The sequence below is a fragment of the uncultured Clostridium sp. genome (assembly GCF_934754915.1).
Lineage (GTDB): Bacteria > Bacillota > Clostridia > Clostridiales > Clostridiaceae > Clostridium.
Genome location: NZ_CAKVKB010000037.1, coordinates 16492 through 29587, shown reverse-complemented (window position 1 = coordinate 29587; position 13096 = coordinate 16492). Strand labels below are relative to the sequence as shown.

Here is a 13096-nt window from a genome sequence, read left to right as displayed (position 1 = left end):
TTATTATTAACATTTTTTATTTCATATATATTATGTCAAATAGAAAAAGTAATAGATTATTTTATGAATAAAATGATAAGACTTAACATAAGTAAAAAATTCATTACTTATCTTGTTTTAATAGGAATAATGACTTTAGTTGTTGTAGCAGGATTTTTATATATTCCTAAGTTGATTGAGGAATTGATTGGATTAAAGGATGAATTGTTTGTACTTTTGGATAATCTTCAGATTAATAATAGCTTTTTAAATAACTATATATTAAAATTTGCGGATACAGAATATTTTATTAATTGTTTCAAAAATAATACAGACAATATATTAAAAACTATATTAACTTTTAAAGATGAAACAATAACAGTATTCTATTCTCTAATTTTAAGTCTGTTATTTTTATTAAGCAAAGATGCAATGGTGAAGCACTGTAGGAAATTCAATAACAGTAAAATATCATTTATGTACAATATGTATAAAAATCTTTTTAAGAAATTTATTAATTCCTTTGATAAGGTGATGCAGGTACAGCTGGTTGTTGCATTGATAAACTCAGTAATATCAATAATAGGGTTGTATTTTTTAGGCTTTCCAGAACCAATGACTTTAGGCGTAATGATACTCATTTTATCACTGGTGCCTGTGTTTGGAACTGTAATATCATTATTTCCTCTTTGTCTCATAGCATTCCAGATTGGAGGAATTAAAAAAATTATTGAAGTCATAATTCTCATTATTATAATACATGCATGTGAAAGTTATATTATAAGTCCGAAATTAATGTCTGATAAATCACATCTGCCAATATTTTTGATATTCTTTTTATTGTTGATGGGAGAAAAATTAATGGGAGTATGGGGATTGCTGTTTGGAATTCCTTTATATATGTTTTTTATGGATATTCTTGAAGTAAAATAAACAAATTTAATTTTGAATAAATTTATATACTATACTTCAAATGTGAACTAAGTTCACATTTGAAGCATTTCTTGCATTTTTTATTTTTTATATTCAAAACTTTGTATTTTATATGTATGAAATAAATTTCAAATGCAATTTTATAGAATTGTGGTATTAAAAAATTTCATTGATATATAGTGTATTAATCAAATTTTTTAATAATATATATCAAACAATATTATAAAACTATAGGCTGTATATTGTTAATTGGAATGTATATATATGTTATAATAATGTATAAGGTATAAAATGCTATGACAGACTTGAAGATTTATTGTAAAATAATAATTACCATAACAAGAAAGAATAGTAGTTTTATAAAGATAGTTTAATTAAGGGAGGATTAACATTATGGAATTTCAAACATTAATAGAAAAAAGAAGAAGTGTACGTTCATATGATGGAGAAAAAAAGGTTACAGAAGAACAGATAAAAGAATGTGTAAATGCTGCAATTCAAGCACCTTCATGGAAAAACTCTCAGACAGCAAGATATTATTGTATTTTAGATGATGAAATGAGAGAAAAATTTTCTAATGAATGTCTGCCAGAATTTAATGCTAAAAATTCTAAAGGAGCAGCATTAGTTGTTACAACATTTGTTGCAAATCGTGCAGGATTTAATAAAAATACTGGAGAACCTGACAATGAATGTGGAAATGGATGGGGTTATTATGATTTAGGATTACATAATGAAAACTTCATATTAAAAGCAAAAGATTTAGGATTGGATACTCTTATAATGGGAATTCGTGATGGAGAAAAAATAAGAACTATTTTGAATGTTCCAGAAAATGAAACTGTAGTATCTGTCATTGCTGTTGGATATGCTACTGCAGAAGCTTCAAAACCTAAGAGAAAGGAATGTGAAGACATTCTTAAGTTCATTTAGTATAAAATAATTCGTATTTATTTTTGAGAGATACTGTGATACACCTTGTAATAATGGACAAGGTGTATTTTTTTGTGATTTTTGATATTTTATAAAGAAAGATGTATAGAGATGGGGATGTGGAAAAATTGAAAATTAAATTCATGTAGTGCGGCATACTGGGCAATAAGTAACTGTTATTTATTGCCTTTCTCTTTTCCCCTTTCCATTTTTGAGAAAATACATCCACAATAGTCTTGGCGATATAGGTTATATTCTTTAGATAATTCAATTGAACGTTTATAGCCATTTCTTTTTTTAAAATCTGAGCATAAATATTGAACAGATGAGTTTTGTGCTAAATTTATTCCAATTTCATTTAATTTTTCTGCATTTTTAAATGGACTTATTGTAAGTGTTGTAGTGAAATAGTCAAAATTATTTACTTCAGCGATTTTTAATGACTCTTTAAGTCTTAACTCGTAACACTTAAAGCATCTAAGTCCGCCTTCTTTCAAATTTTCAAGACCTTTGCACATTTCAAAAAAATCACTGCTGTTATAGATTCCAGCTATTATATTAACATCATTTTTGAAATTCATTTTTTTTATAAGATCTCTTTCTTCTGCTAATCTTTTTTCATACTCTTCTTTTGGATAGATATTTGGATTGTAATAAAAAACTGTTATTTTAAAGTAATTTGATAAATATTCTAGAACATAGCTGCTACATGGAGCACAGCAGCAATGAAGAAGGAGGGAAGGTGTTTTCCCTTCTATTTGTAATTCATTTATAATTTTATCTAGTTCTTTTTGGTAATTTATTTTATTCATAATTTTCATCTATATGTTCCAGTAGTAAAATGTCATAATAAGCAAATTAATGTTTTAGTTAAACACACTATAGTGTTAATCATATGTATATATAAAATATAACAATAATTAAATAAGTTTTTAAAAAATTGCTTAATTATTTGTAAATTATATACTTTAAATAAATATTCTTTACATAAATTTATTTAAATTTCTACACTATAAATTAACAATTATACATTGTTAACTGAAACATATATGTAATCCTTTCTTAAATTTATAGACATAAAAATTATAACTCTTATTTGATATTTTTTCATTCACACATAATAGAGGATTTTTCATATTAGCGTAAATAAAAACTCGACTCAACATATAGTATATCTTAAATAACTGTAGATACTATATCTTGAACTAAATCATATAAAATTATAATTATGAAATATCCACAATATATATGTTCTCATAATAAAACGACACAATAATTAAAAAAATCGTGTAAAAATTTCACCATTAGTTGTAAATTATTAACTTGAACAGATATATTAAGACGTTAGTTTAGCTACAGAGCATTTTAACAAACTTTAATGATGCAACATTAAGTGGATAATCGGAATTCTTTACTATGCAGATATCTCTTGATGGAATTTCATCAGCTAGATTTAATTTATAAACTTGATTTTTTTGGATAGATTTTAAGGCAAATTTTTCTGGAATGAAAGCAATTCCTAGATTATGTGTGACCATTGGTAGTATCTGATCGCTGGTAGCTACTTCAATATCTGGTTTATAAATAAGATTATTAGATATATATAAATCATGATAAAAATTATAGGTGGCTGTTTCTTTTCCTAGACCAATAAATGGATACTTTAACAGGCTGCAAAAATCAAGGGTTTTATCTTTAATAGATTTAAATTTTGATCCTCCTATAAGGATTTCTTTAAATGACAAAATGGGTGTAGATTTTAAAGGTTTTTTGCATTCAAAGGGGGTTGTTATTATAGCAAAATCAATGAGACCTTCTTTTAATGACTTAATTGCCTGTGGTGTTGAATGATTATATATATGTATTTTTACATTTGGATATATATCGTGATATTTCTCTAGTCTTGGAAGAAGTATAAGATGAAGTGCTGTTTCACTAACGCCTATGGAAATTATACCTTCTTGAAGGGATTTATCTTGAATCAGTTCTTCTTCAGCTAATTGTAGATGTTTGTAAGCAATGTTTACATGTTTGAAAAGACGTTTTCCTTCTGGTGTAAGCTGAACTCCTGTATTAGAACGGATGAAAAGCTGGCATCCTAATTCATTTTCAAGATTTTTAATTGAACGTGTAATATTTGACTGGCTGTTTATAAGCGCTTTTGCTGCATTAGTAAAACTGCCATATTTGGCAACAAAATAAAAAATTCTGTAATAATCATAAACAATAGCCATAAAAAAACTCCTTTATATCAATTTGAGATAAATATAATCTTAAATATATATTATACATATTTACCAAAGTGAGTATAATATGTATTTAGAAAGAAATCAAGCAAATATTTAAGATGAGACTGTGTTTTTTAGTAAGGAGAATTTTTTATGAACATTATTCCAAGGAAGATATTAATCATAGATAATGACAAAGATATGGTAGAAGATTTAAATATATTTTTAACAAATAAAAAATTCATAGTAAAAAAGTTGGAAAATGGGAAGAATATAATGAAAGATTTTCTAGAATTTAATCCTGACTTAATATTATTGGAAATTAATATACCTAAAATAAATGGAATAAAACTTTTGCAATGTATTAAACGAAAGAAAAATGTACCAATAATTATATTAACGAATAAAGGAGATATTTTTCATAAAGTATGTGCTTTTGAAAATGGATGTGATGATTACATATTAAAGTCAGTTGAATTTGAAGAACTTTCTGCCAGAATAAATAATGTTTTAAATAGATATTCAGATAAAGATGATAATGAAAAAAGTACAGTTAAAGTGGACGATTTATATATAAATCCATTATCACATACTGTAATGCTGAATAACAGAAATATAAAGATGACTAAAAAAGAATTTGAATTATTTTATATACTTGCTAAAGATAAGAATAAACTTATGACTAAAAAGCAGCTTCTTTATGATATATGGGGATATAAACATATAAGTGAAACTAATATGATTGATTGTAACATAAAGAGGATAGTAGAAAAAACTAAAGGATATACTAAATTATGGAGTATAGAGCTGGTTGGAGATATTGGGTACAGATTTTTCTGTAAAGATAAAATTGTTAATTATAATTAAGGCAAATATATTTTTAATATTTAGAGAGAAGGAATATAGTATGTTAGGTGACAAATTGTTTTATAAAATGTTGTTTAAGGAATTGTTTAGTGATACATTTTAACTTCAATTATTGGATAAAAGTTCAGAAGTTTATGGTGAAGGAAAACCAAAGTTTAAGATTATATTTAACGAACCAATACCTAAGTCAGATATTGTAAGTGATCCTTCAATGGCTTTTGGTGAAGGATATATGACAAAAAAAATTGATATTGAAGGAAATATAGAAGATGTAATAGAATCACTATATAATAACAAAGAAAGTTTTCTTGGAAGCAGCAAATATGACCATTTGATTAAGAAGATGAAAAATACATTAAAAACAAGCAAGGAAAATATTCAGTTCCATTATGATGTAGGTAATGATTTTTATAAATTATGGCTAGATCCTTCAATGACTTATTCATGTGGATATTTTAAATCTGAAAGTGATTCTCTTGAAGACGCACAAAAGAATAAAGTAGAGCATATATTGAAAAAATTAAATTTAAAAAATGGAGAAACATTGCTTGACATAGGATGTGGATGGGGAGAATTAATAATTACAGCAGCTAAAAAATATGATGTCAAAGCAATGGGAGTTACATTGAGCAGCCAGCAGTTTGAAAAAGTCAAAAATAGGATAGAAAAAGAAGGACTCAGTGACAAAGTACAGGTTGAACTTACAGATTATAGAGAAATAAAAGACAGAAAATTTGATAAAGTAGTAAGTGTAGGAATGCTTGAACATGTTGGAAAAGATAATCTTGAAGAATATTTTTCATGTGTAAATAAATTATTAAATAAAAATGGAGTTTCTCTTCTTCACTGTATAACAAATACGTCTGAAGGTGGAACAAACAGCTGGATAAATAAATATATATTTCCTGGAGGATATGTACCATCAATACAGGAATTAATAAGTGATATGTCTAATACAGGGTTCAATGTTATAGATGTAGAAAATTTAAGACGTCATTATGGAAAGACATTGGAATGTTGGGCAGAAAATTTTGAAAAGGCAATGCCTGAAATAGAAAAGATGAAAGATGAAACATTTATAAGAATGTGGAGACTATATTTGAATGCATGTGCTGCTTCATTTAACACTGGAAATATTAATATCCATCAATTTTTATTTACAAAAGGTGTAAATAATACTATGCCATGGACAAGAGAATATATGTATAAATAGCCATTTTAATATGACTATAGATTTAAAAATTTAAAATGTTAAGTAAGAAAATTCTATAATATTTTCTTACTTAACATATGTTCTAATAATAAGACTAAATAATAATTAAAAAAATCTTGGAAAGATTTCGCTCTTGCATTGTCAATTGTACATTGTTAATTGGAATATATATTTAATTTATAACATAAGTGGATATTTTAATGGAAAGAGGCAAAAAATATGCATACAATATTTAATAGAGAAGAAGAAGCTGAGCAGGTTTTTTCACGTATTTTGAAAAGTCCAGAAGCATGTGAAAGACTTAGAAATGTTTTTTATGAATATTTAGATGATGATCATGTCAATGTTGATTTGGACTCCAAACGTTTTGCAAAAGTGTTTTTTTCAGCATATGAAAATAGGGACATAAGTGCACTTCTTTTAGAGATATGTGGCAAAAGTACATTTGATCTTCTTAGGGAGGCATATTTAGTACCAAAACATTTTCATGGAAAGGGTGGCAAGAATCCGGTTTTTTTGACTGATAAGGAAGGCGAAATTTTGCCTAATGTAAGGCCTGTTGTATCAAAACATGAATATGATAAATTCAAAGAAATTTTAAAAAAGCATAAAAATGCACCAAGATCAGCTTTATATTTGGTGGATGGATATGATATGAGACATAGTTATAATGACAAGCTTGAAGTAAAAACTATTAAGGTAAACAGAAAAAGAGGAATTTTAGTTCTTTATGCACTTCCTGATACAATAAGTCAGGGAATGACCGAAGCTCAGGCTTATTCAATTATATGGGAATCATTTATGAGAATACAGGATGTTGCACCAACAGCTATAGTTTATTATGGACAGGAAACTGGATTACGTAAAGAAAAAAAATATGATGAAATAGGAATTCTCCTTCCAATGCACCAATTTGAAAAAAGTATTCTTAATAATATTGAAGAAATTGATGGTATTGTGCTTGCCTGCAGAGAAGAAATGATGAGACAGGCAGGAAATGATAGCTTAGATTTGTAAATGGAGAAAAGTCAATGATTAAATTACCACCTATTGGGAATAGGATTCTTAAAACAACTATAGCTGTATTTGTATGCATGTTTATTTTTACTTTAGGTCATGTAGAACGTTCACCATTTTATGTTCTTATAACTACAATAATATGTATACAGCCTGATATGAAAAATGAAAAACTTACAGCAATAAATCGTACATTGGGTACATTAATAGGAGCATTTACTGGAGCTGCTGCAATGGCATTAGAGCCATTTGTACATGCTGGTTCACTTGGTGATTTATGGTGGGATGCTTTAAATGCTTTTATGATTATGCTTACTATATATTTAACTGTAGCTTTGAGAAAACAGTACATGGCATTTATGGCGTGTGTTGCATATTTAAGTGTTGCAACTATTTCACGTGGAGACACAACTCCATATGAATTTTTATTTTTTAGAGTCATAGATACATTTATTGGTGTTGGTGTTGGATATCTTGTATGTCTTATTCATATTCCACGTTTAAGAAGGAAAGATGTATTGTTTGCAGCAGAATTGAATGATGTGGAAGATCCAGATGGAAATTCATATAGACAGCTCAATGAACTTAATAAGACTGCACTTAATAAAATTATTGATGATGGTGCAGCTGTTACTATTATAACTAAGAATACTCCTGCATCTATGATTTCACAGACAAAGAAATTAAATCTAAATATTCCGGTAATAGCTTTAGATGGTGCTGTTTTGTATGATATTCAAGAAAATAAGTATTTATATACTTATCCCATTGAAAAGTCTGTAGCAGAAAAAATGATTTATTTTTTAGAAAAAGAAGATTGTCATTATTTTATGCATGTAATGGTAGATGATGTACTTCTTATTTATTATCAAGAATTTAAAAATTCAACACAGGCTGAATACTATAAAAAAATGCGTCGTTCCCCATATAGAAATTATATTAAGGAAAAGAGCAGTCTGGAAAATGATGTTCTTTACTTTAGTATTCTCGATACTAAGGTAAATATACATAAAATAATAAATAAATTATCAAAAGAAGAATTTTATAAATATTTGCGTTATTGGATTGAAGAAGATCACTTTAATGGAATGGATTTATTGAAGATAGTAAGCAGAAATGCAGATGTGAATAATATGCTACAGAAGCTTCAAGACATGATTAACGTAAATGAAATTATGACTTTTGGTTCTGAAGAAAACAAATATAACGTTTTTGTTCCTAATAACAATTTCAATCACATTATAAAATGCATTCATAAAGAATATAAGGGAATTAAGAACATAAAAAGGAAGCGGTAAAATGAAAAAAACGAGTCAGATTTCTGAATCTATAGAATTAGGTATAATATTAGCATTGTGTGGCGGATTTATGGATGCATATTCATATATTCAAAGAGGAGAAGTGTTCGCAAATGCTCAGACAGGTAATATGCTTCTTATGGGAGTGTATTTTTCAGAAGGCGATTTTCAAAAAGCTATTAGTTATCTTATACCTGTATTGTCTTTTGCAATTGGAATTGCGCTTGCAGATATTGTGCACATGTTACATATGAACAGATTTCACTGGAGGCAGATTTCAGTTTTCATAGAAGCATTGATTTTAATGGGAGTAAGTTTTATTCCTGAAAGTATGAATTTGATGGCAAATAGTTTAACATCTTTAGCATGTGGAATACAAGTAGAAAGTTTCAGAAAAATACATGGAAATGGTATTGCAACCACTATGTGTATTGGAAATCTTAGAAGTGCTACTCAGAATTTGTGTTATTATTTTAAAGAAAAAGATAAAAATTATAAGGAAAAGTCAATTATATATTATGGAATCATATTATGTTTTATTTTAGGTGCTGTTTTAGGAAATATCATGGTAAGAAATTTTCATGAAAAGGCAATTATAGTGTGCTCTATTCTATTAATATTCTCTTTTATATTAATGTTTATTGATCGAGAACATAAAAATTTATTTTAAATATTTTTTATACATTGGAATTATAAAATTACATTTTAATATCTAAAATAATATAATAATCAAAGAAATCTTGTAGAGATTTCATGGCTTATTCATTAGCAGTTGTACATTGGCTGACTGCAAAATATATAAAATTTACTTTTATAATAATTTAAAAACAGCTCAAAAAATAGTATGTTTTTTACTATTTTTTGAGCTGTTTTATTAAATAATGCGTGACATTTTGAAAAATTATGGTTATACTAAAATGGGAAAATTTAATAACATTTGTTGGTTTTGAACCAACCGTTACAAGTTCCGAAAGGATTAATAGGTAAACTCGGTGTGAATCCGGTACGATCCCGTCACTGTAATAGGGAGTTCCAAAATAATATGTCACTGGATATTAATAAAAAACAAGTCTGGGAAGGCGTTTTGGAATGATGAACTTAAGTCAGGAGAACTGCTTGTAATTGTCTTCGGCATGTTTCTTACGGCAGATAAGAAGCAGCTTTTTTGTGATGGAAAAAAGAAGTGGGGTTGAACAAAATCATAAAAGTGTAGGAAGGAGAATGAATTGAACAAAAAACAGATAGGTAAGCGATTTATCCAAATTTTAGTGGTTTTATTTGGAATCAGTTTCCTGACATTTGGTTTGACATACTTATCACCAGGCGATCCGGCAGAGATTATGTTATCAGAATGTGGTAATATTCCAACTCCGGAATTATTGGAACAGACTCGTCATGAATTAGGACTGGATCAGCCATTTTTGATTCAGTATGGAAATTGGTTAAAGGGTGTGTTAAGCGGAAGTATGGGAATGTCTTATTCTATGAAGGTGCCAGTAGTAGAAAAACTGACGTCTTGTTTTGGACCTACATTGAAGTTGGCAATAACCTCTTTGATTTTAATGATTGTGGTTTCTATTCCATTAGGAATTATATCAGCAGTATATCAAAACAAGTGGCCAGATTATCTTGTAAGAGGAATTACTTTTTTTGGTGTTTCTGTACCAAATTTTTGGATTGGGTTGATTTTACTAAGTATTTTTGGTGTTAAACTAAGATGGATTCCAGTGTCAGGAGGAACTACAGATTTTCGAGGGTTGATTTTGCCAGCAGTGACATTGGCTATTGCTATGTCTGCAAAATATACTCGTCAGGTAAGAACTGCTGTATTGGATGAATTACATCAGGATTATGTAACTGGGGCTAGAATGCGAGGAATAAAGGAAAGTGTAATTTTATGTAGACATGTATTGCCGAATGCAATGTTACCACTAGTTACACTTTTAGGTCTGTCATTAGGAAGTCTTTTAGGAGGAACAGCAGTTGTTGAAATTATTTATAATTGGCCTGGAATGGGTAGTATGGCAGTAAAGGCAATTTCTTGTCGTGATTACCCACTAGTACAGGGATATGTTCTTTGGATAGCGGTTTTGTATATGGGGATAAATTTAATTGTTGATTTGTCTTACAGTTACCTTAATCCAATATTGAAGGAGGAACAGTAAAATGAAGATGTTACACTTTTTTAAACAACATAAACAATTTACATTGTTCCTGTTTCTTGCAGTTGTAATTATAGCAATTGCAGTATTCGCACCCTTTATAGCACCTAAAGATCCATTGGATGCTGTAATGGCAGATTCTCTAAAAGCTCCAAATAGTAAATATATGTTTGGAACAGATAAATTAGGGCGTGATGTTTTGTCTCGTGTTATTTATGGAACAAGAAGTTCACTTACTATGACGTTATGTCTGGTCATAATAATTTTTATAATGGGAACAGTACTAGGCATGATTTCAGGCTATTTTGGTGGAATTATAGATGAAATCATTATGAGAGTTGCAGACATGATGATTTCTTTTCCAGGATTGGTTTTAGCAATAGCAATTGCAGGATTGCTTGGTCCTAATATGGTTAATGCAGTAATAGCAATTGCAGCAGTAAGCTGGCCTAAATATGCTCGTTTAGCAAGAAGCCTTGTTTTAAAGCTTAAAAAAAGCCTGTTTATTGAAGCTGCAGTATTGAATGGAACAAAGACTCATAATATTTTGATTAAACACATAATACCTAATATGATTACTACAATGATAGTATTGGCTGCGACAGAGATTGGAACGATGATGTTAGAGTTAGCATCATTATCTTTTCTTGGATTTGGGGCACAGGCTCCAACACCAGAATGGGGATTAATGCTTAATGAGGGAAGAACATATATTGCAAAAGCTCCATGGCTTATGATTTATCCAGGAATTGCAATTGTAATTGTAGTTGTAGTATTTAACATGTTAGGAGATAGCCTGAGGGATATTTTAGATCCAAGACAGGAATAAAATAATTAAAAAAATCGATTAAAGTTACAGGAAAGGAAATTATATTATGAAACATAAATGGTTAAAAAGAACTATGGGAATGTTATTAGGATGTACATTAGCAGTATCTATATTTACTGGATGCGGTAAAACTTCTAATAATGGTACAAATTTAGATAAAGAAAGCACTAAAAAAGGTGGTGAAATTACTATTGGTGTAACTAGTTTTGCAGATACATTAGAGCCAACTGAACAATATTTCAGCTGGGTAGTATCTCGTTATGGTGTTGGAGAATGTCTGGCTCGATTTGATGAAAAAGGAGAGATGGTTCCATGTCTTGCTGAAAGTTGGGAAAATAGTGAGGATGGATTAACATGGAAGTTTAAAATTCGTCAGGGCGTTAAATTTTCAAATGGTGATGATATGACTCCAGATTTAGTAAAGGCTTCTTTAGAACGTACAGCAGAAAAAAGCAATCGTGTAAAAGAATTTTTTGATTTGAAAAGTATTGAAGTAGATGGAGAAACATTGATATTTAATTTGAATCGTCCTTCTTCAAATCTAGCAGGTAGTCTGGCAGATCCATTATTTTTAATTGTAAATACAAAAGTTGATGATTCAACTTTTGCAATGAATGGTCCAATTTGTACTGGTCCATATGCAGTGGAATCATTTGATCCGACAGAATCATGTACTGTAGTTAGAAATGATTATTATTGGGATGGACAATCGCTATTAGATAAAGTTACATTTAAATGTATTGATGATCAGACAACACGTTCTATGGCACTTCAAACAGATGAAATACAAATTGCATATAATTTAAAAACAGAAAATTTAGCAGACTTTGAAGGAAATGATAAGTATAATATTCAGAAATTACAATCTCTTCGTTCTACATATGCATTTATGAATCAAAATGGAGCATTAAAAGATATTAAACTTCGTCAGGCACTTCTTCGTGGACTTGATAAAGACACTTATTGCAAAACTCTTTTAGAAAATGGCGCTACACCTGGAAAAGCACCAGTTCCACCTACCCTTGATTTTGGATATGATGATCTTAAAGATGAAAATACATATAATCCGGAAGAGGCAAAAAAGATACTTGAAGAAGCAGGATATAAAGATGTTAATGGTGATGGATTTGTAGAAATGCCAGATGGATCTGAATTAAATTTAAAATTTATACTTTATACAAGCCGTGAAGAACTTGGAGTATATGCTCAGGCTGCACAAGCAAGTTTAAAGGAAATTGGAATCAATGTGACATTAAATACAGTAAGTTATGAAACTTTGCTTGATATGAGGGATTCTGGAAATTATGATTTGTTGATATGGAATGTTCTTGTTGCAAATACTGGAGATCCAGAAAACTATTTACGTGAAAACTGGTATAGTACTTCAGCTCCTAATACAACAGGATATAGTAATCCTGAAGTAGATAAGCTCTTAGATAAATTATCACAGACTTTTGAAGAAGCTGAGAGAAAAGAATTAATTGTGCAGATTCAGCAGCATATAATGGATGATGCAGCAACTGTATTCTTTGGCTATGAAACAACATATCTTTTCTCATCGAAGAGTGTTACAGGTGTTACTATGTATCCTATGGATTACTACTGGTTAACTAAGGATGTGGCTTTGGCACAATAAG

Annotated in this window: 11 protein-coding genes, 1 pseudogene and 1 riboswitch; of the genes and pseudogenes, 10 read left to right on the top strand and 2 right to left on the bottom strand. The window is 29.0% G+C overall.

The genetic code is table 11. The features are described 5' to 3' along the window. Together Q0F58_RS08030 and Q0F58_RS08025 are read left to right on the top strand one after the other, a co-directional pair. On the top strand, positions 1-912 hold a 912-nt coding region (locus Q0F58_RS08030), incomplete at its 5' end, for an AI-2E family transporter (RefSeq protein WP_294374762.1). Positions 913-1305: 393 nt separating this feature from the next. Beyond that, positions 1306-1845 carry a nitroreductase family protein gene (locus Q0F58_RS08025; protein WP_294374759.1) on the top strand — a complete coding sequence of 180 codons (540 nt, stop codon included), beginning with the start codon at positions 1306-1308 and terminating at the stop codon, positions 1843-1845. Positions 1846-2021: 176 nt separating this feature from the next. On the opposite strand, the gene Q0F58_RS08020 is transcribed toward Q0F58_RS08025, so the two are convergent. Beyond that, positions 2022-2657 carry an epoxyqueuosine reductase QueH gene (locus Q0F58_RS08020; RefSeq protein WP_294374757.1) on the bottom strand — a complete coding sequence of 212 codons (636 nt, stop codon included), beginning with the start codon at positions 2655-2657 and terminating at the stop codon, positions 2022-2024. 537 nt (positions 2658-3194) lie between these two features. Continuing rightward, positions 3195-4079, bottom strand: a complete 885-nt coding sequence (locus Q0F58_RS08015) for a LysR family transcriptional regulator (RefSeq protein ID WP_294374754.1) — start codon at positions 4077-4079, stop codon at positions 3195-3197. A gap of 147 nt (positions 4080-4226) precedes the next feature. Between Q0F58_RS08015 and Q0F58_RS08010 the strand changes: the two genes are divergently transcribed. From Q0F58_RS08010 to Q0F58_RS07975, 8 genes and pseudogenes are all read left to right on the top strand, one after another. Next, positions 4227-4940: a response regulator transcription factor gene (locus Q0F58_RS08010; RefSeq protein WP_294374752.1), complete on the top strand. Its 714-nt coding sequence runs from the start codon at positions 4227-4229 to the stop codon at positions 4938-4940. Between the two features lie 40 nt (positions 4941-4980). Further along, positions 4981-6153 (top strand): annotated as a pseudogene (locus Q0F58_RS08005) (class I SAM-dependent methyltransferase). 219 nt (positions 6154-6372) lie between these two features. Then, a complete protein-coding gene (locus tag Q0F58_RS08000) occupies positions 6373-7170 on the top strand; it encodes a DUF4866 domain-containing protein (RefSeq protein WP_294374750.1) in 798 nt (265 codons plus the stop codon). A gap of 14 nt (positions 7171-7184) precedes the next feature. After that, entirely contained in the window at positions 7185-8468 is a 1284-nt protein-coding gene (locus Q0F58_RS07995) for an HAD hydrolase family protein (RefSeq protein ID WP_294374747.1), read from the top strand. Position 8469: 1 nt separating this feature from the next. After that, positions 8470-9138, top strand: a complete 669-nt coding sequence (locus Q0F58_RS07990) for a YoaK family protein (RefSeq protein ID WP_294374744.1) — start codon at positions 8470-8472, stop codon at positions 9136-9138. Between the two features lie 275 nt (positions 9139-9413). Then, positions 9414-9603, top strand: a riboswitch (cobalamin riboswitch). Positions 9604-9694: 91 nt separating this feature from the next. Continuing rightward, entirely contained in the window at positions 9695-10633 is a 939-nt protein-coding gene (gene nikB, locus Q0F58_RS07985) for a nickel ABC transporter permease (RefSeq protein WP_294374741.1), read from the top strand. Between the two features lies 1 nt (position 10634). Then, complete coding sequence (gene nikC / locus Q0F58_RS07980) at positions 10635-11459, top strand: nickel transporter permease (RefSeq protein WP_294374738.1); 825 nt, start codon at positions 10635-10637, stop codon at positions 11457-11459. Positions 11460-11505: 46 nt separating this feature from the next. After that, entirely contained in the window at positions 11506-13095 is a 1590-nt protein-coding gene (locus Q0F58_RS07975) for an ABC transporter substrate-binding protein (protein ID WP_294374735.1), read from the top strand. The last annotated feature ends 1 nt before the right edge of the window (position 13096 follow it).

Bases quoted from the DNA above. Each gene is read 5' to 3' on its own strand.
- Q0F58_RS08025 (WP_294374759.1), top strand. From the start codon at position 1,306: ATGGAATTTCAAACATTAATAGAAAAAAGAAGAAGTGTACGTTCATAT.
- Q0F58_RS08020 (WP_294374757.1), bottom strand. From the start codon at position 2,657: ATGAATAAAATAAATTACCAAAAAGAACTAGATAAAATTATAAATGAA.
- Q0F58_RS08015 (WP_294374754.1), bottom strand. From the start codon at position 4,079: ATGGCTATTGTTTATGATTATTACAGAATTTTTTATTTTGTTGCCAAA.
- Q0F58_RS08010 (WP_294374752.1), top strand. From the start codon at position 4,227: ATGAACATTATTCCAAGGAAGATATTAATCATAGATAATGACAAAGAT.
- Q0F58_RS08000 (WP_294374750.1), top strand. From the start codon at position 6,373: ATGCATACAATATTTAATAGAGAAGAAGAAGCTGAGCAGGTTTTTTCA.
- Q0F58_RS07995 (WP_294374747.1), top strand. From the start codon at position 7,185: ATGATTAAATTACCACCTATTGGGAATAGGATTCTTAAAACAACTATA.
- Q0F58_RS07990 (WP_294374744.1), top strand. From the start codon at position 8,470: ATGAAAAAAACGAGTCAGATTTCTGAATCTATAGAATTAGGTATAATA.
- nikC (WP_294374738.1), top strand. From the start codon at position 10,635: ATGAAGATGTTACACTTTTTTAAACAACATAAACAATTTACATTGTTC.
- Q0F58_RS07975 (WP_294374735.1), top strand. From the start codon at position 11,506: ATGAAACATAAATGGTTAAAAAGAACTATGGGAATGTTATTAGGATGT.